Source organism: Paracoccus benzoatiresistens, assembly GCF_026913015.1.
GTDB classification, from domain to species: domain Bacteria; phylum Pseudomonadota; class Alphaproteobacteria; order Rhodobacterales; family Rhodobacteraceae; genus Paracoccus; species Paracoccus benzoatiresistens.
In genome coordinates this window covers 37476-59130 of record NZ_JAPTYD010000015.1, presented here as the reverse complement: position 1 = coordinate 59130, position 21655 = coordinate 37476, and the positions used below count along the sequence as shown (strand labels likewise).

The 21655-nt window shown below is 66.0% G+C and carries 17 protein-coding genes; 10 read left to right on the top strand and 7 right to left on the bottom strand.

What is annotated here, in order from left to right; all coding sequences use genetic code 11:
- The first annotated feature begins 79 nt into the window (after positions 1-79).
- The 3 genes from OU682_RS12090 to OU682_RS12080 all read left to right on the top strand — a co-directional run bounded on the left by OU682_RS12090 (position 80) and on the right by OU682_RS12080 (position 4217).
- Entirely contained in the window at positions 80-2029 is a 1950-nt protein-coding gene (locus OU682_RS12090) for a multiheme c-type cytochrome (RefSeq protein ID WP_268942377.1), read from the top strand.
- Between the two features lie 380 nt (positions 2030-2409).
- Positions 2410-3207, top strand: a complete 798-nt coding sequence (locus OU682_RS12085) for a peptidylprolyl isomerase (RefSeq protein WP_268942376.1) — start codon at positions 2410-2412, stop codon at positions 3205-3207.
- On the top strand, positions 3204-4217 hold the full coding sequence (locus tag OU682_RS12080; protein WP_268942375.1) for a HupE/UreJ family protein: 1014 nt from the start codon (positions 3204-3206) through the stop codon (positions 4215-4217). The genes OU682_RS12085 and OU682_RS12080 overlap by 4 nt, the downstream gene beginning before the upstream one ends.
- A 322-nt stretch (positions 4218-4539) precedes the next feature.
- On the opposite strand, the gene OU682_RS12075 is transcribed toward OU682_RS12080, so the two are convergent.
- From OU682_RS12075 to OU682_RS12050, 6 genes are all read right to left on the bottom strand, one after another.
- Entirely contained in the window at positions 4540-4815 is a 276-nt protein-coding gene (locus OU682_RS12075; protein WP_268942374.1) for a hypothetical protein, read from the bottom strand.
- Positions 4812-5159, bottom strand: a complete 348-nt coding sequence (locus OU682_RS12070) for a HupE/UreJ family protein (protein ID WP_268942373.1) — start codon at positions 5157-5159, stop codon at positions 4812-4814. The genes OU682_RS12075 and OU682_RS12070 overlap by 4 nt, the downstream gene beginning before the upstream one ends.
- 76 nt (positions 5160-5235) lie before the next feature.
- Positions 5236-5391, bottom strand: coding sequence for a HupE/UreJ family protein (locus tag OU682_RS12065; protein ID WP_268942372.1), 156 nt, complete (start codon positions 5389-5391; stop codon positions 5236-5238).
- A gap of 125 nt (positions 5392-5516) precedes the next feature.
- Entirely contained in the window at positions 5517-7454 is a 1938-nt protein-coding gene (locus tag OU682_RS12060) for a DUF3604 domain-containing protein (RefSeq protein ID WP_268942371.1), read from the bottom strand.
- Between the two features lie 464 nt (positions 7455-7918).
- Positions 7919-8284, bottom strand: coding sequence for a hypothetical protein (locus OU682_RS12055; protein ID WP_268942370.1), 366 nt, complete (start codon positions 8282-8284; stop codon positions 7919-7921).
- Positions 8285-8576: 292 nt separating this feature from the next.
- Positions 8577-9263 carry a helix-turn-helix domain-containing protein gene (locus tag OU682_RS12050; protein WP_268942369.1) on the bottom strand — a complete coding sequence of 229 codons (687 nt, stop codon included), beginning with the start codon at positions 9261-9263 and terminating at the stop codon, positions 8577-8579.
- Positions 9264-9591: 328 nt separating this feature from the next.
- Here OU682_RS12050 and OU682_RS12045 point away from each other — a divergent pair, with 328 nt between their 5' ends.
- From OU682_RS12045 to OU682_RS12015, 7 genes are read left to right on the top strand one after another with little or no spacing between them, the layout of a single operon-like run.
- Positions 9592-12258, top strand: coding sequence for a nitrate/nitrite transporter (locus tag OU682_RS12045; protein ID WP_329609800.1), 2667 nt, complete (start codon positions 9592-9594; stop codon positions 12256-12258).
- A gap of 22 nt (positions 12259-12280) precedes the next feature.
- Positions 12281-16096, top strand: coding sequence for a nitrate reductase subunit alpha (locus OU682_RS12040; RefSeq protein WP_268942367.1), 3816 nt, complete (start codon positions 12281-12283; stop codon positions 16094-16096).
- Positions 16093-17610, top strand: coding sequence for a nitrate reductase subunit beta (narH, locus tag OU682_RS12035; protein WP_268942366.1), 1518 nt, complete (start codon positions 16093-16095; stop codon positions 17608-17610). Before OU682_RS12040 ends, narH begins: the two co-directional genes overlap by 4 nt.
- Positions 17607-18296 (top strand): nitrate reductase molybdenum cofactor assembly chaperone, encoded by a 690-nt coding sequence (gene narJ, locus OU682_RS12030; protein ID WP_268942365.1) that lies wholly within the window; start codon positions 17607-17609, stop codon positions 18294-18296. Before narH ends, narJ begins: the two co-directional genes overlap by 4 nt.
- A gap of 10 nt (positions 18297-18306) precedes the next feature.
- Positions 18307-18993 carry a respiratory nitrate reductase subunit gamma gene (gene narI, locus OU682_RS12025; RefSeq protein ID WP_268942364.1) on the top strand — a complete coding sequence of 229 codons (687 nt, stop codon included), beginning with the start codon at positions 18307-18309 and terminating at the stop codon, positions 18991-18993.
- A 5-nt stretch (positions 18994-18998) separates the two neighbouring features.
- Positions 18999-19787 carry a peptidylprolyl isomerase gene (locus tag OU682_RS12020; protein ID WP_268942363.1) on the top strand — a complete coding sequence of 263 codons (789 nt, stop codon included), beginning with the start codon at positions 18999-19001 and terminating at the stop codon, positions 19785-19787.
- Positions 19788-19796: 9 nt separating this feature from the next.
- Positions 19797-20309: a DUF2478 domain-containing protein gene (locus OU682_RS12015; protein WP_268942362.1), complete on the top strand. Its 513-nt coding sequence runs from the start codon at positions 19797-19799 to the stop codon at positions 20307-20309.
- Positions 20310-20371: 62 nt separating this feature from the next.
- On the opposite strand, the gene OU682_RS12010 is transcribed toward OU682_RS12015, so the two are convergent.
- A complete protein-coding gene (locus tag OU682_RS12010) occupies positions 20372-21583 on the bottom strand; it encodes an NnrS family protein (RefSeq protein WP_268942361.1) in 1212 nt (403 codons plus the stop codon).
- Between the last annotated feature and the right edge of the window lie 72 nt (positions 21584-21655).

Below are 21655 nucleotides of genomic sequence, written 5' to 3'. Positions count from 1 at the left end.
ACTCGCGCGCCCAAAGGGGCGGGCATTTGCGGCGCGGTTCGGGCGTGCTTCTGTCGCCAGCCTTTCGGCAAGGATCGCCATGCGGTTGCAACGCACCCTGATCGCCGCGACCTTCGCGCTCCTGCCCGCCGCGGGCCTTGCGGCCGAAACCACGGCGCCCGCCTTCGTGGGCTCCGCCGCCTGCACGGGCTGCCACGAGGCGGTGGCGGCCGACTGGAAGGGTTCGCACCACGCGCTTGCCTGGACAGAGCCGAGCCCCGGCACGGTGGCGACCGACTTCGACGGCACCGCGTTCGAGGGCGCCGGCATGTCCGTTCGGTTCCGCATCGAGGACGGCCGCTACTACGCCGATGTCACCGAAAGCGACGGCGCGCGGCGCAGCTACCCGGTCCATTCGGTCGTGGGGGTCGAGCCCCTCCAGCAGTACCTTTTCGAAACCGAGCCGGGTCGGCTCCAAAGCTTCGACGTGGTGTGGGATACCGAAAAGGGCGGCTGGTTCCATCTTTACGGGGACGACGTGATCCCGCCAGACGACGGGCTGCACTGGACCGGCCCCTACAAGACCTGGAACGCCCGTTGCGCCGAATGCCATGCGACCGGATACAGGAAGAACTACGACCCCGCGACGCGCACCTACGCTTCCCGCCAGGTCGAAATCGGCGTGGGGTGCGAGGCCTGCCACGGACCCGGGGGTGACCACCTTGCCTGGGCAGAACGCTGGAAGACCACAGGCGAGCCGCTGCCACCCACCGGCGGCTTTACCGTGGACCTTGCCGACACCGAGGCCACGATCCAGCAATGCGCGACCTGCCATTCGCGCCGCGAAGCGCAGGGCGATGGCAACCCGCTTCCCGGCACGGCTTATCACGACGCCTTCACGCTGGCGCTGCTGCGGCCGGGGCAATACCACGCGGACGGGCAGATCCTCGACGAAGTCTATGAATACGGCTCTTTCCTGCAGTCGAAGATGTACGCGGCCGGAGTGGGCTGCACCGACTGCCACAAGGCCCACACGGCGACGCTCCGGGCCGAAGGCAACGCCGTCTGCGCCCAGTGCCATTCGCCCGCAGGCAATCCGCGCTTCCCCACGCTGACGCCCGCAGACTATGACAGCCCCGCGCACCACTTCCACGATCAGGGCAGCAAGGCCGCGCAATGCAAGTCCTGCCACATGGTGGAGCGCGTCTACATGGGCAACGACTGGCGGGCGGACCACTCGTTTCGCGTGCCTCGGCCTGACCTTGCGGCCGATACCGGCGCGCCCGATGCCTGCACCGCCTGCCATTCGGACAGGACGCCCCCTTGGGCCGCCGCGACGCTTGAAGCCTGGTTTCCCGACAGCCGCCATCGCATCCCTCATTACGGGCAGGTGCTTGCCTGGGGCCGGGCCGATCCGATCGCCGCCGGCGGCGACCTCGGTACGCTGGCAGGCGACAGCTCCCACCCCGGGATCGTCCGCGCGACGGCGCTCTGGCTGGCGGCGCAGGGCGCCGACGCGGCGCTGGCCGGGCGCCTCGCGCCGCTTCTGGAAGACGCCGACCCGCTCGTCCGCGCCTTCGCCGTCCAGGTCCAGCGCGCCGCCCCGCCGACAGAGCGCGTGTCGCGTCTCGTGCCACTCCTCTCCGATCCGATGCTGTCCGTACGCATCGAGGCGGCCAAGCAGATGGTGGACGCCCCCATCGCCCGCCTGCCGCCCGCCATGGAGAAAGCCTATCGCCGGGCCATGGGCGACTGGCAGGCCGCCCTCGGCACCCGCATGGACTTTCCGGAAACCCATATGGTGCTTGGCAGCGTGGCGCTTGCGACACGCAACATTCCCGCAGCGGAAAGCGCCTTCCGCGAGGTCACGCGGCTGGACCCCCAGCGGGCAGAGGCATGGATCATGCTTGTGCGCCTTGCCGCCGCCACAAGTGGAGATGAGGCCGCGCGGCAGGTCCTGACGGAGGCGCTTGCTGCCGTGCCGAAGGACCGGACGCTTCGCGGGTTCGAAGCCGAACTGGCCGCCGCAGCGCAAGTTGCAAGGCCGTAGGTCCTTCCCCAGGTGACCCGTGACCGCAGGTACGTGCGCAAGCTGGAGCGTCCGGGCCTGCGCCTGCGGTTCTGCTCCGAGGCAGCTCCACCGGCCACGGCCTCAAGCGACCCATCGCGTCGCTCGGTCACGAATGCGCGGTGACTGCACCATCGCCGGTCCCGCGCTGGCCCCATCACGCTCAGCGAATTGATCCCGTGGTCACGAGAGTTGATCGATATTGGAACGCCCTGCAAGTCATGCAAATCTGGAGTTGTGCATCTGCACAAGCGAAGCACTGGAGATCGGTGCCAATGTCACAACGCGATGATGTTTCTCTGCTCGGACCAGACGAACGGCCCTGGCAAAGGCCGTCTCTGCAGCGTCTCCTTGCCGAGCCGATGCTGCATTTTCTGCTCATCGGCGCCCTGGTGTTCGCGGCGCATGCCGTCTTTGCCCCGGCCCCGCCGCCGCCCGCCGAGCGCATCGAGATTACCCGGGAGATCATCGCCCAGCTGGAAGCGCAGTTCGCGGCGACCTGGACCCGGCCCCCGACCGAGGCCGAGCGCAAGGGCCTCCTCGACGAATATCTGCGACAGGAGGTGTTCTACCGCGAGGCCTTGCTGCTCGGACTTGACCGGGACGACGTCGTGATCCGCCAGAGATTGCAGCAGAAGATGGAGTTCATGACTGTCGTCGGAGCCGAGACCGCCGAGGTGACCGAGGATCAGCTTCATGCTCACTACAAGGAGATCAAGGAAGGTCTTGCCATGCCTCCCCTGATGACGTTCTCGCAAGTCTTTCTGGGCGACACGCACCCCGAGCAGGCCGTGGCAGCGCTTGAGAAGCTCCGTTCGGGGACCGATCCGGAAGCACTCGCCCACGGATCGATCCTGCCGCTCCACATGCGTGGCGCTGTGCCGGCGGAGGTGGACGGCACCTTCGGGCCGGGCTTCTTCGACGCCATCAGGGCTCTCGAGAGCGGCCATTGGTCGGGCCCCGTGACGTCGGCCTATGGCCTTCACCTTGTGCGGCTGGAAGCGCTTTCACCGGCGACAACGCCCCCCTTCGAGGAGGTACGGAGGCTGGTGGAGGAGGATTGGCGCCGTCGGGAGGGCGAGCGCCAGCGCGAGGCCCATTACCAGAGCCTGCGTGCCCGATACGATATCATTCTACCCGAAGGCGCGGCGACGCCATGATGCAGGCTTTGCTGACCGCTGTGGCGCTGGTGCTTCTGTTTCTTGCGGGGGGCGAGGCGCACGCCCATGCCCTCCAGCCTGGCTATTTGGAACTGACCCCGGCAAGCGGCGAGCGCTGGAGGGTCATCTGGAAGGTACCTGTCGTGGCAGGGGCGCCCATGGCCATCGAGGCCGTCCTGCCGGAAAGCTGTGACGCCCGCCGCCCGCCCCAGGCCCGCTTCGAGGGGAATGCCTATATCTCTGTCTGGCAGGCGCGCTGCGCGGGCGGGATCGCGGGCGGGCTGGTCACGATAGACGGCCTGGAGGACACGCGGACCGACGTCCTTGTGCGATATGAGGCGACCCCGGGTCAGGCGGCCAGCATCCGCCTGACGCCGTTGGAGCCGGGCGTCACGCTGCCCCAGCGGATGGGCCGGGCGGGCGTTTTCCGGACCTATCTTCTGCTTGGGATCGACCACATCCTCAAGGGGGTCGATCACCTCATGTTCGTTTTCGCCCTGATCCTGCTGATCCGCGACCGCAGGCGCCTTGTCGGTGCGGTGACGGCATTCACCGCCGCCCATTCGGTGTCCCTGGGGGCGGCAAGCCTGGGCTGGATCGTCGTGCCCGCGCCCCCTGTCGAAGCGGTCGTGGCGCTGTCCATCATGTTTCTCGCAGCCGAGATCGTGCGCCCCGCGGGCGCCGGACTTCGCCTGTCGGAACGACACCCCTGGGCCGTTTCCTTCGCCTTCGGGCTGTTGCACGGGTTGGGCTTTGCGCGCGCGCTGCTCGATATCGGCCTGCCGTCGGGGGACATCCCGCTGGCGCTGCTGGCCTTCAACCTCGGGGTAGAGGTTGGGCAACTGCTTTTCATCATGGCTGTCCTGCTTGCCGGATACCTGCTTGCAAGGCTTGATCCCGCGGCGATCCGGACATTGGGCCGCCCCGGCAGCCTGGGTCGCGGCAGCGTCGGCTATCTTCTGGGCGGGATCGCGGCGGTCTGGTTCGTGGGACGGGTCGCGGCCTTCTGACGCCCCGGCTCAGGCGACGGGCAGGGCCAGGGCCATCAGCCCGACGGCCACGATCCAGGCCGCCGCGACAGCGCCCGCGATCCGGGCCCAAGCGGTCCTGCAGCCATGCCACGCCGCCCCAGATGAACAGGGCGCCCAGACAAAGGCCCACGACCCCGCCCAGCCCGGCCAGTGCGGCCTCCCGGGCCGTGGATGTCGGCAATTCCATCAAAAACCCCGCTGCCAGCCCTGCCGCTGCTGCCATGATGGCGCTAATCGCCCGGCCCAAGGGCAACCCGGAAAGGGCAAGGATTGCGAGGAGCAGCGCGGTCAGGCTGCTGACCTAAAGGACATTCGGACCCGCCAGGCCAAGATGCACGGCCAGCGTCGCGGCCAGGACCGAGGCCGCCAAGGCGGCAAAGCCCGCCTGCGCCGCGGCCAGAGGCTGGCGGGCCAGGAAAACCGCCAGCGCGGCGATGACATGGCCTTGCGCAGGATCGGCGAGAAGGTGAAGGACATTCGCGTAAAAGGGCCCGAGGTCGCCAAGGGCATCATGGGCGCGCACCGCTTCGGGCAGGAATGCCATCGCGATGCCAAGGGTGGTCGCTTGCCGCTTCACAGCACGCCGGCCAGAAAGCCGAACCCGGTCGCCCCGATCACGCCGCCCAGGGCGCGCACCGCAAGCAGGCCGCCCGGGCTGTGCACGAAAAGGCCCAGGGCGATCCCTGCCAGATGGAGGAGCCCTGTGCCCAGCACGAAGCCTGCGGCATAAGCGACGGGGTTTGCCGCGTCCGGCATCTCGGTCGCGTGGGCGTGGCCGTGGAAGACGGCGAAGAAGCTCACCACGGCGGCCGCAACCCAGAGCGGCGGCCGCCGGGCCAGCACCACCGCCATCCCCAAGACAACGGCCGATGCAGCGATGCCCGTCTCGACCCCCGGAAGGGGCAGGCCCGCAACGCCCAAGGCGTCCCCAGGCGACATGACGACGGGAAAGGCGACCCGGCAGAACCAGGATGGCAGGATGGCCGAGGATGGCCCCTCAAAGCCCCACGGCCACTATCGCCGCGACATGGTCCCAGCCGAGGACCGGGTGCAGGAAGCCCGTGACAAAGCCCCCGCCGGCAGCGGCTCCGTCATGGGCCCAAGCCGCGCCGGCGGCAAGGCAGATCGCCAGGGCAAGCAAAGGAATCCGCATCACGCTCTCATGCCCTCGATCCCGGATGCGCGCGGAAGGGGTGGAGGAGACGCTTTTCGACATCCGCCGGGCCGGCGCGATCGGCTGCTCCGGCTCGCGTCCGTGACGGCCGTCCTTCCGCGCCGTCACGTCGGGTTGTACCAGATCGGAGACGTATAGGCGCGTTCCTGGTGAACCATCGGAACCTCAGGGGGGATGTTGGCGGTGCCATAGTACTTGGCATCATAGGCGGTCCAGCGGGGCGTCGGAATTTCCATCACGCGGGCATAGTAGAAGGCGCGCTCGGCCGGATCGAAGTCCGGATCCTGCCAGACGGTGATGAGTTCGGGCGCGCCGATGGTGTTGGTCCAGGTGGCATTGACCACGTCCACCGTGTTGCCCACCGCGGGCAGCTTGCCTTGGGCATCGGGCGTGCGGCCGCCCGACCAGGCCACGTCATAGACCTTTTGCTGCAGCGCGCCGGTTGCATCCATCCAGCCCTTGACGATCTGGATGCGGTCCAGATTCGCCCCGATCGGATCCCTGAGCGCGGCGACGAGGAAGCGGGGCGCTCCGCCCTCGGGCGCCTTCGACAGCTGGCCTCCCATCGGCACGCCGCGGGTGTAGCCCTCAACTCCCGGGCTGCGGGTGTTGACGTCCTCGGGAACGAAGTCCCAGCCACCGAACAGACGCACCGACATGCGCGGGCCGGTGGTGGCATAAACTTCGCGCCGCTCGATGGCGTCGAAGATGGCCTCGCGGGTGTTCTCGGTCGCCCAGACTGCGGCATAGCCCCCCGCCACGATTTCCCAGCCAAAGATGGACAGGCCGCTGGACCCCTTGATGAAGGGCTTCAGCATGCGTTCCGGGTTCGGTTCCTCGGAGGCGACCTTGCTGAAGAAGTTGTCCTCCTCGGCGGCGGTGAGCCCGGTGTGGGCGTCGGTCGAGCCGATCATGCCGAACTGGAACGGGTTCACACCCAACTCCGCCCCGAGCGCGAGCCCGTTCAGCAGTGCGGCCCGCGCATACTCGTATTGCAGCATCTCCGGCTTCTTGGGCACGGACAGGTCAAGATTGCCCTTGTCCCAGGTTTCGTAGCCCGCGAACTCGTCGTTGGGTGACAGCGCCGGGTGCGCCTCGCCATCGCCCTTCATCTGCGTGACCTCGTAGACCCGCTCCCAGGTCGCGCGACTCCGGGCATAGGCCTCGTCGAGGGGCTGGCCCGACACCGGCTCGATCAGCGGGAACATCAGGCCGTTCGACAGGTTGCCGTTATGGGGAATGGCCAGGACGTTGCCGCCGGTCTTTTCCTCATAGGCGGCCAGCCAGGTCCAAAGGTCGCGCGGGTCGTCGCTGCCGCCGGAGCCGACCACCGTCAGCGGCACGACCTGCCGGGCAAGATCGCCGCCGTCGCGGAAGATGACGTTGCGGTGCAGGTTGTTTCCGCCGGTGTTGGACGTCCATTCATAGCCGATGAAGGCGGTAAAGGTGCCCGGATCGTTGGCGTCCTCGGCCGCCTGGATGATCTGGTGCCAAGTATTCGTATAGGCGGGATTGCCGGGCAGATACATGAGGTCCTGGGGAAAGGTGCCCTGGGAAAACGCCTTGATAAGCTCGAGCGCGGCTGCAGGTCCCTGGCCCTGCTGGATCATGTTGTACCAGCGTTGGCCCTGCGGGTTGCTTACGATATTGGGGGCGCCAGCCAGGAGGTCGGTAAAAAGACCCATGTTGTCGGAATGATCCGCCACCACCAGAAAGTCGAGCGGCCGGCTCAGCCGCACCGGTTGTCCGGACGAGGCCGTCACCTGTTCTCCTCGGGCAAACCGATATGCGTCCGTGGGCGACAGGCGCGCGCCGAAGGCGCCCGCATCAAGGGAAAGCATCGTGTGCAGATGCGTGTCGCCGAACAGGGGCCGTGCGGGAAAGTTGCGGTCGGCATAGGGCGAATAGGGTCGCCCTTCCGGCATTCCGCGGATTCGTTCGGGCGTGGCGCTTCCCGCGTCGTCTGCCCGGGCCGTCGCGCCTGCCAGGACCATGGCCATCGCGGACAGGCCGAATCCGAAGGCTATCTTGCTCGTGAACATTGCCTTAGTCCCTCTCAACCAAAAAAGCCAAGCCGATCGGCCCGGCCTGTCCTTGAACACCCTGGGTTCCTGCGCCTGACCGCGAAAAGCCGCAGCCCCTTCACCTGCCCTTGCCTCGTCGAGAAGCTTATCCATGATGCGCGCCACCGCCGGCTTCAGAAACGATAGACCCGTCCGACGACCGGTCCTGACATCTCGACCTCGATCTCTCCGTTCCCTTCGTCCCGGTCGGCTTCAAGGAAGCGATAGCCCCTTGGAACGAAAGCTGGTCGTTGACCTCGTGGCCGACGGTTGCAAGCGCCTGCCAAGTAAACTCGGAGCTTACGCCGAATCCGCCGACATCGACCATGGCGGTGGCGAACCAGTTTTCGGCGAACTGCCCGCGGTAGCGAATTGCGATCGATGGATCGGCCCATTCGTCGCCCGATCCGAAGCTGCGTTCGAGCCCCTGAAGCTGGTCAGGGTCACGTCGTTGTCGGTCCAATAGAACCGGGGCCCCACACCCGGGCGACCCGCGCCGAACCCTGGTCCACGATCTGATAGGTCACATAGGTGTTGAGGCTGGTGATGTCGCTGTCGATGTCTGCTTCCCGGATCAGCGCCAGCTTGTCCCTGGTCTTCGTCCTGCCCAAGTCGAAATAAAGCACGTCGGCCAGCATGCTCCACGGTCCGTTCTGCGCCGCAAAGGCGCCCATGAACGCCATGTCGAGCGAATCAAGCGCATCGCCGATGCTGAGTTCGCCTTCGACCTCACCCAGCGGCGTGTCCAGACTGACGCGGGTGTCGGGGAACCAGCCATACAGGGCGACAGAATATTCCCAATCCGCCACCCCATCCTGGGCCCGAGCCTCTCCGGCCATGAGGGCCGCTACAACTGCCAACGGAAAACGCACGACACATACTCGAAGCTGACCTTCGGAAGCATACATCATCCGCTGATTCGTCTCACGCGATCCTGAAGGAAAGTGACCGAGGCATGATGGGGGGAGCAGTGGGCTACAGGACACGATAATCAGACGCATCGAGCCATGCCCGCGAAAAGCAACGTCTTGCGCCAGTTCGTTCGTGGGGGTCGGCCATATGCTTGCCCATGTATCCGCACTGACGCTGCGGTTGCCAAGGCTATTCGATCAACGCGTTGGGGGACGCCAGGGCCTTGAGTTTCTCGACATCCGTTATGGTAACCCGCGCCCCCTGGTTATGGACGCCATGTTCGGCCAGGGCCCGGAAGGCACGGGACAGGCTTTCGGGCGTCATCCCCAGGTAGGAAGCGATCAGCTTCTTTTCATAAGGCAGCGAGAAGCCCCGAGAGCCTCCGTGCTCATCCGCGTTCCTGAGCAGGAAGGCGGCAAGGCGTTCCCGGGAACTGCGCAGCTTGAGGCTCTTGGTGTGACGGACCATGCTGCGGTAGCCTGCCGCCAGTTCGTTGGCGGCATCCACCGCGAAATCCGGATCGCGCCTGAATGCCGCCCTGACATCCGCCGCCGGGATCAGGACCAGCTTGCAAGGCTGCAGCGTCCTGGCGGACATGAGGTGGCGGGCATCGCGCAGGCATGCGGCAAGGATGAAGCTCGTCACCGGCTCGACGATGGCCATCGTCGTCTGCTGGTCGCTCCATTCGGCGAAGAGCTCCACCCGGCCAGCGGTCAGGACATGAAGGAAGTTGGCGCGCATGCCCTGGCGGACCAGTTGCAATTCGGCCGGGAAGTCCTGGGAATAGGCAGCCTGCATGAGCGCTTCGAAGCTGGGCGTGGCCATGTTCCTGAACAGATCAAGGTCCCGAATTTCCCGAAGTTCGTGGTCATGCATGCCTGCGGTGCTCCTTCTTGATCAGCTTGCGAAGCATACCGGACAGCGGTGCACAACCCTTGACTTAAATCAAGCCCGGCGCTGGCAAATGCCGTCTTGCAATACCCCGTTCAAGGATCCGCGGGCCGGGAATTCCCTGCTTCATCTAAGGTGAAGTGCAAGAACAGGCCGAATCTTCGGCCAGAGATTCAACAGTTGATCCAGATCAAGACTGCCTTGTCGCGGATGTGGTGGCTGGCCTCGAACTGCCCTCGGCAGGATCTTTCGGAGCTGTCAAATGCCGGATCGTGTAACCGCATCCATCCCAGAACAGCAGCGTGCGCTGTGGTTGAGCACCACCGCTTTCACGCTTTGCTTCGCTGTCTGGACCATTTTTTCGATTGTCGGACTGACCATCAAGAAAGAGCTTGGTCTGACTGAATTCCAGTATGGCTTGCTGATATCCACCCCCATCCTGACCGGATCGCTGACGCGCCTGATCCTCGGCGTCTGGACCGAGCGGTTCGGCGGCCGGATCGTCTTTGCCTCGCAGATGATCCTGACGGGCCTTGCGACCTGGGCGCTGACCTGGGCGAACACCTATCCGCAGTTCCTGCTGGCCGCGCTTGGCGTGGGCCTTGCCGGGGGCTCTTTCATCATCGGCGTGGCGTACGTGTCGAAGTGGTTTCCCGCCGGTCGGCAGGGCACGGCCCTGGGCATCTTCGGCATGGGCAATGTCGGCGCCGCCGTCACCAAGTTCCTGGCGCCCTTTGTGCTGGTCGCCTGGGGATGGGAGGCCGTGGCCCAGATCTGGGCGCTAGGGATCGCGCTGATGGGCGTGATCTTCTTTCTGATCGCGCGCGACGATCCGGCCTTCGCCGAGCGCCGCGCCAAGGGCCTGGCCGCACCTTCGCTGGCCCAGCAATTCGCGCCGCTGAAGAACCTGCAAGTCTGGCGCTTCGCCCTCTATTATTTCTTCGTCTTCGGCGGCTTTGTCGCGCTGGCGCTGTGGCTGCCGCATTACCTGACCGACGTCTATGGCGCCGATGTCCGCCTCGCGGGCATGGCGGCCGCGGCCTTCAGCCTGGCAGCCAGCGTGTTCCGCGCCTATGGCGGCATGCTGTCGGACCGCTTCGGCGCGCGGACGGTCATGTACTGGACCTTCGGCTTTTCCGCCGTGCTGCTCTTCATGCTGTCCTATCCGCCGACCGACTACGTGGTTCACGGCAAGGACGGCCTGATCAGCTTCTCGACCCGGATGGGCATGCTGCCCTTCGTGCTCACGCTCTTCGTGCTGGGCTTCTTCATGAGCCTGGGCAAGGCTGCCGTCTTCAAGCACATCCCCGTCTACTACCCGAACCATGTCGGCGCCGTGGGCGGTCTCGTGGGCATGATCGGCGGGCTTGGCGGCTTTGTCCTGCCCATCGTCTTCGGCGCGCTGCTGGACCTGACCGGCATCTACACCTCGTGCTTCGCGCTGCTTTTCGGGATCGTTGTCGTTTCGGCGGCCTGGATGCACCTGTCGGTGCGCGCGATGGAGCGGCGGTCCCACGGCAAGGCGCTGGACCAGCTGCCGACCTTCCCGGAACTGGCCGAGGTCCACGATCCGGCCCGCACCGCCATGCCGCGCGTGCTTGAGGACTGGAGCCCCGAAGAGCCGCAGTTCTGGGCCGAAAAAGGGCGCAGGATCGCGCGCAGGAACCTGTGGATTTCCATTCCCGCGCTGCTTCTGGGCTTCTCGGTCTGGATGGTCTGGTCGATGGTGGTCGCCCGCCTTCCGGCCATCGGCTTCAACTTCACAACCGAGCAGCTGTTCTGGCTGGCCGCCCTGCCGGGCCTGTCGGGAGCGACGCTGCGGATCTTCTACAGCTTCATGGTGCCGATCTTCGGCGGCCGCCTCTGGACCACGCTTTCGACAGCCTCTCTGCTGCTGCCCGCCCTTGGCATCGGCTATGCGGTGCAGAACCCGGAAACGCCCTATGTGATCTTCCTGGTGCTGGCGCTGTTCTGCGGGCTTGGCGGCGGCAACTTCGCCTCGTCGATGGCCAACATCGCCTATTTCTTCCCGAAGGCCGAAAAGGGCAATGCGCTGGCCTTGAATGCCGGACTGGGGAACCTGGGCGTCTCGGCCATGCAGTTCCTTGTGCCGGTCGTCATCACCGCAGGCGTTTTCGGCGCCATGGGCGGCGCGCCGCAGCAACTGTCCGAGGGCGGCCAGCTTTGGATGCAGAACGCGGGCTTCATCTGGGTGCCCTTCATCCTGATGGCGACGGCTGCGGCCTGGCTTGGCATGAACGATATCGCCGATGCCCGCGCCAGCTTCCGTGAACAGGCCGTCATCTTCACCCGCAAGCACAACTGGCTGATGTGCGTCCTTTATACCGGCACCTTCGGCAGCTTCATCGGCTATTCCGCGGGCTTTCCCCTGCTGACCAAGCTGGCCTTCCCCGAGGTGAACGCGCTGCAATACGTCTTCCTCGGACCGCTGGTCGGCGCGCTCAGCCGCGCAGGCACGGGCTGGATCAGCGACCGCTTTGGCGGCGGCCGGGTGACCTTCTGGACCTTCCTTGGCATGATCCTGGTGACCTTCGGCGTCATCAGCGCGCTGCAGGCCGGCAGCTTCATGGCCTTTTTCGCAGGCTTCATGGCGCTGTTCTTCCTGACCGGCGTGGGCAATGCGTCGACCTTCCAGATGATCCCCGCCATCATGGGCCGCGAGATCCCGCGCCTGATGCCCGACCTGGATCCTGTCTCGCGCCGCAAGCAGTCCGAGCGTGAGAGCGCCGCCATCATCGCCTTCACCTCGGCCATTGCCGCCTATGGCGCCTTCTTCATCCCGAAGGCCTATGGCAGCTCGATCGCGATGACCGGCTCTCCGGTGGGGGCGCTCTGGGCTTTTCTGGCCTTCTACGCGCTCTGCCTCGGCATCACCTGGGCCTTCTACACCCGTCCCGGCGGCTTGCTGCACGACATCGAACACAGCCGCGCGGCAGCCGTCGCCGCGCAGGCCGCCTGACAACCCCCAAGGAGACAGCAAGATGAGCCATCTTCTGGATCGCCTGAACTTCCTCAAGCCGACCCGCAAGGACGTGTTCGCGGAAGGCCACGGTCAGACCACCACCGAAAGCCGCGAATGGGAAGATACCTATCGCGCCCGCTGGCGCCACGACAAGATCGTCCGCTCGACCCATGGCGTGAACTGCACGGGATCCTGTTCGTGGAAGATCTATGTCAAGTCCGGCATCGTGACCTGGGAAACCCAGCAGACCGACTATCCCCGCACCCGGCCCGACCTGCCCAACCATGAACCGCGCGGCTGCGCGCGCGGTGCCTCCTACAGCTGGTACCTGTATTCCGCGAACCGGGCGAAGACCCCGCTGATCCGCGGCCAGCTGATGCGGCTGTGGCGCGAAAAGCGCAAAATGCTGTCGCCCGTCGCGGCATGGGCTGCGATCCAGGCCGACCCGGTCGCGCGCGCCAGCTATACCCGGACCCGCGGGAAGGGCGGCTTCGTCCGCGCCACCTGGGAGGAGGCGACGGAAATGACCGCCGCCGCCAATGCCTATACCGCCAGGACCTATGGCCCGGACCGCGTCTTCGGCTTTTCGCCCATTCCGGCGATGTCGATGATCTCCTACGCGGCGGGGACGCGCTACCTGTCGCTGCTGGGGGGCACCTGCATGTCCTTCTATGACTGGTATTGCGACCTTCCGCCCGCCTCGCCCCAGACCTGGGGCGAGCAGACCGACGTGCCAGAGTCGGCCGACTGGTACAATGCAGGCTACCTGCTGCTTTGGGGTTCGAACGTGCCGCAGACACGCACGCCCGACGCGCATTTCTACACCGAGGCCCGCTATCGCGGCACCAAGTCGGCCGTGATCTGCCCCGACTATTCCGAGGCCGCCAAGTTCGGCGACATCTGGCTGAATGCCAAGCAGGGCACGGACGCCGCGCTTGGCATGGCCTTCGGTCACGTGATCCTGCGCGAATTCCACCTGGACCGGCAGGCCCCCTACTTCAAGGACTACTGCCGGCGCTATACCGACATGCCGATGCTGGTCCGCCTGGATCGCAAGGGCGACCGGCTGGTTCCAGGCCGACAGCTGCGCGCGGCCGACCTGGCGGGGGGACTGGGGCAGACGGCCCATCCCGACTGGAAGACCGTCGCCATCGACGAGACCAGCGGCGACCTTGTGGTGCCCAACGGCTCGATCGGGTTCCGCTGGACGGACGAAGGCCGCAAGGCCACCGTGCAGGAGCCCGGCACCGACACCGGCGTCACCCATGCCGAGGACATGGAGACCGGGCGCTGGAATCTGGAACAGCGCGCCGGGACGCGCGACGTGCACCTGAAGCTGAGCCTGATCCCCGAGGGGGACCACGACGACGTCGCAGCCGTCGATTTCCCCTATTTCGGAGGCGCTGCGACCAACGGCTTCGAACTTGACGATCGCGGCGACATCCTGACCCGCAACGTGCCCGTCCGCCGGATCACCCTGGCCGACGGCAGCGAGGCTCTGGTGGCGACGGTCTTCGACCTGCTCTGCGCGAACTACAGCCTCGACCGGGGCCTGGGCGGTGGCGATGTCGCGCGCGACTTCGACGCCGACGTGCCCTTCACCCCGGCCTGGGCCGAGCGCGTCACCGGTGTCCGCCGCGACAAGATCATCCAGGTCGCGCGTGAATTCGCCACCAATGCCGAAAAGACGAACGGCAAGTCGATGATCATCATCGGTGCGGCGATGAACCACTGGTTCCACATGGACATGAACTATCGCGCCGTCATCAACATGCTGGTGATGTGCGGCTGCGTGGGCAAGTCCGGTGGGGGTTGGGCGCACTATGTCGGGCAGGAAAAGCTGCGCCCGCAGACTGGATGGACGGCCCTGGCCTTTGCGCTGGACTGGGCGAGGCCGCCGCGGCACATGAACTCGACCAGCGCGTTCTATGCGCATACGGATCAATGGCGCTATGAAACCGTCCGCGCCTCCGAGATCCTGTCGCCGACGGCGCCCGAGGGTGACTGGGACCGCTTGTCCCTGATCGACTACAACATCCGTGCCGAGCGGATGGGCTGGCTGCCATCGGCGCCGCAACTGAAGACCAACCCGCTCGAGGTCGGCCGTGCCGCCAAGGAGGCAGGCGTTCCGGTCAAGGACTATGTCGCCGCGAACCTGAAATCCGGGGCGCTGCAGATGTCCTGCGAGGATCCGGACGCGCCCCAGAACTGGCCGCGCAACATGTTCGTCTGGCGGTCGAACCTGCTGGGTTCGTCGGGCAAGGGGCATGAATACTTCCTCAGGCATCTTCTGGGCACCGAGCACGGCGTCCAGGGCAAGGATCTGGGCGAGGAAGGGCGGCAACGGCCCGTCGAGGCCGTCTGGCATGACCAGGCGCCCGAAGGGAAGCTGGACCTGCTGGTCACCATCGACTTCCGCATGTCCACCACGGCCGTCTATGCCGACATCGTGCTGCCGACCGCGTCCTGGTACGAAAAGGATGACATGAACACCTCGGACATGCATCCGTTCATCCATCCGCTCCAGGCGGCGGTGGATCCGGCCTACGAGTCGAAGACGGACTGGGAGATCTTCAAGGCGATCGCCCGCAAGTTTTCCGAGGTGGCCCCCGAGGTGCTGGGGGTCGAGACGGATGTCGTGCAGCTGCCCTTGCAGCATGACAGTCCGGCCGAGCTTGCCCAGGACGCGGTCCGCGACTGGAAGCGCGGCGAGTGCGACCTGATCCCCGGCAAGACCGCCCCGGCCTATATCGAGGTCCAGCGCGACTATCCCAACCTCTACAAGCGCTTCACCGCCCTCGGGCCGCTGATGGAAAAGGTGGGCAATGGCGGCAAGGGCATTGCCTGGGATACCCGGGACGAGGTGCATCACCTGCAGGCGCTGAACGGCACCGTCAAGGAAGACGGGCCGACCAAGGGCATGGCCCGGATAGAGACCGCCATCGACGCGGCCGAGGTCGTGCTGATGCTGGCCCCCGAGACTAATGGCGAGGTGGCCGTCAAGGCCTGGGAAGCGCTTGGCAAGGCGACGGGCCGCGACCACAAGCATCTGGCCGAGGTCAAGGAGGACGAGAAGATCCGCTTCCGCGACATCGCGGCCCAGCCCCGCAAGATCATCAGCAGCCCCACCTGGTCCGGGATCGAGAGCGAGGAGGTCTGCTACAATGCCGGCTGGACCAACGTGAACGAGTTGATCCCGTGGCGGACACTGTCGGGACGCCAGCAGCTTTATCAGGATCACGAATGGATGCGGGCCTTTGGCGAGTTCTTCGTGACCTGGCGGCCACCGGTCGATCTGAAGACGGTCGGCGCGGATGCGACCAGGTCGCTGGCCAGCGGTGAAAAGCACGTCGTGCTGAACTTCATCACGCCGCACCAGAAATGGGGCATCCATTCGACCTATTCCGACAACCTGCTGATGCTGACGCTGAACCGCGGCGGCCCTGTGGTGTGGATGTCGGAGATCGACGCGAAGAAGGCCGGTCTGGTGGACAATGACTGGGTCGAGGTCTTCAACAGCAACGGCGTGATCGCCGCCCGCGCGGTGGTCAGCCAGCGCATGAAGGAGGGCACGATGTTCATGTATCACGCCCAGGAGAAGATCGTGAACACGCCGGGCAGCCAGATCACCGGCAAGCGCGGCGGGATCCACAACTCGGTCACCCGGATCGTGCCCAAGCCCACCCACATGATCGGCGGCTATGCGCAGCTGAGCTACGGCTTCAACTACTACGGCACCGTCGGCGCCAACCGGGACGAATTCGTGATCGTCCGCAAGATGACATCGGTCGACTGGCTCGACCAGCCCGCAACCCAGGTGGAGGCAGCGGAATGAAGGTACGTGCGCAAATCGGCATGGTGCTGAACTTGGACAAGTGCATCGGCTGTCACACCTGTTCGGTGTCGTGCAAGAACGTCTGGACCTCGCGCGAGGGTGTCGAATACGCCTGGTTCAACAACGTCGAAACCAAGCCGGGCATCGGCTATCCCAAGGACTGGGAAAACCAGAAGCGCTGGAAAGGCGGCTGGACCCGGACAAGGAAGGGCCAGCTGCAGCCCAGGCAGGGCGGCAAGTGGCGCATTCTGGCGAACATCTTTGCCAACCCGAACCTGCCGGACATCGACGACTTCTACGAGCCTTTCGACTTCGACTACGACCACCTGAAATCAGCGCCCGAGATGCAGGCGTTCCCGACCGCGCGCCCGCGTTCCAAGATCACGGGCCAGCGGATGGAAAAGATCGAATGGGGCCCGAACTGGGAGGAGATCCTGGGCGGCGAATTCGCCAAGCGGTCGCAGGACCAGAACTTCGAGGGCGTGCAGAAGGACATCTATGGCGAATACGAAAACACCTTCATGATGTATCTGCCGAGGCTGTGCGAGCACTGCCTCAACCCCGCCTGCGTCGCATCCTGCCCTTCGGGTGCGATCTACAAGCGCGAGGACGACGGCGTCGTGCTGATCGACCAGGAGAAGTGCCGCGGCTGGCGGATGTGCGTCTCGGGCTGCCCTTACAAGAAGATCTACTACAACTGGTCCACCGGCAAGTCCGAGAAATGCATCCTTTGCTATCCGCGCCTGGAATCCGGCCAGCCCACGGTCTGTTCGGAAACCTGCGTGGGGCGCATCCGCTATCTGGGCGTGATGCTTTATGACGCGGACCGGATCGCCGAGGTGGCCTCGGTCGAGGATGAGGCGCAGCTTTACGATGCGCAGCTTGGCATCTTCCTGGACCCGAGCGACCCGGCCGTGATCGAGGCGGCCCGCGCCGAAGGCATCCCGGAGGACTGGATCAGGGGTGCGCAGAACTCGCCCATCTGGAAGATGGCGATGGAGTGGAAGATCGCCTTCCCGCTGCATCCGGAATACCGGACGCTGCCGATGGTCTGGTATGTCCCGCCGCTGTCGCCGATCCAGAATGCTGCCGAGGCCGGCAAGATCGCGGCGCAGGACGACATGCCCGATGTGCGCAGCCTGCGCATCCCGCTGCGGTATCTGGCAAACATGCTGACGGCGGGCGACGAGGCGCCGGTGGCCGCTGCCCTGGAGCGGATGCTGGCGATGCGGTCCTACATGCGCTCCAAGACTATCGATGGCGTGATCAACCTGGGCGTTGCCAAACGTGTCGGCCTGACCCCGCATCAGATCGACGAGATGTATCAGCTGCTGGCCATCGCGAATTATGAGGACCGCTTCGTCATCCCGACCACGCACCGCGAGCTGGTGGAGGATGCCTATGACCTGAAAGGCGGCTGCGGCTTCACCGACGGCAATGGCTGCTCGTCCGGCCACAGCGGGTCGCTGTTCGGGGGCAAGAAGTTCCGCAGCCCACAGGAGTTCATCGCATGAAGACCTTCAAGGTGCTTTCCGCCCTGCTGAGCTATCCGACCGAGGATCTGGTCGCGGCCATGCCCGCCATCGACGAGGTCCTGCATGGCGAGGGGCTGCTTGGTCCCTGCCGCCTGCAGGATCTGACACCCTTGCTGGAACGGCTGGCGACCGAGGATCTTTATGATCTGCAGGAGCGCTATGTCCTGCTGTTCGACCGTTCGCGCACCCTGTCGCTGAACCTGTTCGAGCATGTCCATGGCGAGGGCCGCGATCGCGGCGGCGCGATGGTCGATCTTCTGGAAACCTATCGCACCGGCGGCATGGATCTGGCCGCGACCGAGTTGCCGGATCACCTGCCGGTGCTGCTGGAATACCTTTCCACGCGGCCCCTGGCCGAGGCGCGCGCCATGCTGGCCGATGCCGGCCACATCCTTGGGGTGCTGTCCGAACGGCTTGACCGGCGCGACGCGCCCTATGCCGCCGTCCTTTCGGCCCTGGTCGCCCTGTCCGAGACCGATTGCGAGCCCACGGCCGAACTGGCGCAGATCCCCGACGACAACCCCGAGGATCTCGCGGCGCTGGATGCTGTCTGGGCCGAGGCGCAAGTGGTCTTCGGTCCGGACCCGAACGCGGGCTGCCCCGTCAGCCGCGACCTTCTTGCCCGCATGGACCCGCGTGCGCCAGTCGCCGCCACTGCCCAGTGAGAGACCTGACATGAACAACTTTCTCTTCGGGGTCTTCCCCTACATCGCCATCACCGTGATGATCCTTGGTTCAATCATCCGCTACGACCGCGATCCCTTCACCTGGAAGTCGAAGTCCAGTCAACTGCTGCGCCGGCGGCAGTTCGTGCTGGGCTCGGTCCTGTTCCATGTGGGGGTGCTGATGATCCTGGGCGGACATCTGGTCGGCCTGCTGACCCCGGTGGCGGTCTTCGACGCCCTGGGCGTCAGCCACGGCGCCAAGCAGGTGCTGGCCATGACCGCCGGCGGCATTGCCGGCGTCATGGCGCTGGCGGGCGGCGGGCTGCTGCTGCATCGCCGTCTGACCGACCCGCGCATCCGCATCCATTCGTCCTTCGCCGATACCGGCATCCTTGTCCTGCTGCTGGCGCAGCTGGTCCTGGGGCTGCTGACGATCCTGGTCTCGATGCAGCATCTGGACGGGCATGAAATGGTCAAGCTGATGAGCTGGGCACAGGGCATTGCCTACTTCCGCTCCGGTGCGGCCGATCACCTGGCCGACGTGAACATCCTCTTCAAGATGCACATCCTGCTGGGGCTGACCATCTTCGTGCTGTTCCCCTTCACGCGTCTGGTGCACATGATCTCGGCCCCGGTCCGCTATGTCTGGCGTCCCGGCTATCAGATCGTGCGCAGCAAGCGCCCTGCAGCGCGGTGATTGCCATGCAGATGAAACCCCTGCTGCCGCCGGTCACGGTAAGTGGCGTGACCATCGACCCCGCCCTGATCGCCGCCGAGGCGCAGAACCATCCGGCTCCCAAGGGCAAGCCGGGTGCTGCCTGGAAAGCCGCCGCCCGTGCGCTGGCTGTCCGGGAGTTGCTGCTGCAGGAGGCCCGCCGCCGCGACATCCTCCCCGATCCCGCCGAGATCGAGGCAGGCCGATGGGAGACCGAGGACGAGGCGCTGGTCCGGCAACTGCTGGAGCAGGCGGTGACGCCCGCGCCTGCCGACGAGGCGGCCTTGCGCGCGCTTCATGTGGCCGCGCCCGACAGGTTCCGCGCGCCCTCGCTGTTCGAGGCGGCGCATATCCTGTTTGCCGCCGCGCCGGGCGATGCGGCCGCCCGTGACCAGGCCTGCGCGCAGGCGCAGGACGTGCTGGCCGAACTGCAGCGCCAACCCGGCCGGTTTGCGGAACTGGCCGCCAGCCAGAGCGCCTGTTCCTCCAAGACAGCGGGCGGCATGCTGGGGCAGTTGAGTTCGGGGGACACCGTGCCCGAATTCGAGGCCGCGCTGGAAGCCGCCGAGGAAGGCGGGCTGGTCCTGGCCGAAACGCGCTATGGCATCCATGTCATTCGGCTGGATGCCCGCGCCGAGGGGGCGGTCCTGCCGTTCGAGGTCGTCCTGCCGCTTCTGCGCGAGGCGCATGAAAAAGCGGCCTGGCTGCGCGCCAGCCGCGACCTGATCGCGGATCTTGCCGCCCGCGCGCAGGTGGTCGGCATCGATCTGGCCTAGGGGGAAATCATGCAGCTTGGATATGTCAGCTTGCCCGGGCGGGGCGCGAACGACCAGTTCCTTTGCCAGATCGCGATGCAGCTTCAGGCGCGCGGCCTTCGTCTTGCCGGGACCGTGCAAAGCAATGTGGAACGCCCCGGGCGGAAGAAATGCGACATGGACATCATGGTGCTGCCGGACGGGCCGGTGCTGCGCATCAGCGAGGACCGGGGCGACCTGGCCCGGGGTTGCCGGCTGGACGCAGGAGTTCTGGAACAGGCCGTGGTCGGTGTCGCCCATGCGCTGCCCGGCGCCGATCTGCTGATCGTCAACAAGTTCGGCAAGCAGGAGGCCGAGGGCCGCGGCATGGCGCCCCTGATCGCCGAGGCGCTGGATCAGGGCATCCCCGTCCTGCTGGGCGTCAACGGGCTGAATCTTCCGGCCTTCCAGGACTTCGCCGGAGGCCTTGCAGCAGCGCTGCCCGCAGAACCTTCAGGCGTTCTGGACTGGTGCCTTGGTCGCGTTCGCTGCATGGCCGCATGAAGGCCGTCATAGGTCCAACAGGAAAACGCCCGGTGCCGAAAGGCCCCGGGCGCTTTGCTTCGTCAAGCCGCGCCTTGGCCCGAGGGTCTGCGCGGCGCAAGGCGCGGGCGCAGGAGGATGGGCGCATAGACCAGCGCGAACACGGCAAAGGCGGCGATCCAGAGGACCGCTGAAAGGTGCAAAAGCAGCATCGGGTTGCCTGCCAGCCCGGCCGTCACGCGCGCTATGACCGAGCCGACCAGGGACAGATAGGCTGCCGTTGTCGTTGGCCCCGCGTGAAGCGTCCGTCCCGTGTGGCCAAGAGAGGCGCGGCTCATGACCGCCAGTGTCATCAGCCCGACCGCGCCGGCAAGCCAGACGTGACGGGCTGGTGCCGCCGCGATCAGGTCCTGCTGTGCTGCGGCTTCGGCCCAGAAGCCCAAGGCCAGCATGCCATAGGCCAGGTGCAGCGACCAAAGCAGCGGCTCGGACCGCACCTGCCAACCGCACCACCGTGACAGCCTCCAAAGATTGGCAAGGCCTGCCGCCGCCATCAGCCATGGCGCCGCCTTGGCGTCAGGCACGGCCACGAAGGCGGCAAGGGCCGCGACGGTCATCGCCAGGACGCCGCCATCCGCCCGACCGAATGGCGTCGGAAGCGTTTCGGCGCCCCGGGCCGCTAGCCAGTTGCGGGTGAAGCTGGGGATGATCCGCCCGCCGATCAGGGCGATCAGGACCAGTGCCGTCGCGAGTCCGAGGCGCATTCCCACCCCCTCGAAGGCACTGCCGAGCCGCGCCGCTTCCAGGTGGAAGATCGCGTTCGCGGTGCCATGAAGACCGATCAGCCCCACCACCGGCAGGTTGCGCCAGTTTCTGCCGGTCAGAACCTCGCGCGCCGTGAACACGACCAGGGCGACGGGCAGCGACAGGTCGATCAGCGCGACCGCCTGCCAAGGCAGCAGATCCGACACCAGCATGGCGACGCGCCCCAGTGTCCACAGCACCGCCAGCCCCAGCAGCGGCGTGCCCATCACCGGAAGACGCCCCGTCCAGTTGGGCACCGCCGTCAGGACGAAGCCGCAGATGACAGCCCCCAGGTAGCCAAAAAGGAACTCATGCGCATGCCAGCTGATCGGATCCAGCCGCAAGGGCAGGGGTGTTCCCCCGGACAGCATTGCCATCCACAACAGCATGGCCCCAACCGCCCAAAGAGCCGCAAGAAGAAAGAAGGGCCGGAACCCGTGGCTGAGCCAGGCCGGCCCCGTGAACTGTCGCATCTTCTGGGCGGTGGTCATCTCTGATCCTCTTGAAGTCAGCCGCCCTGATCGGCAGCAAGGGCTGGAGTGCCCTGTCCCCGTTATGCCAAA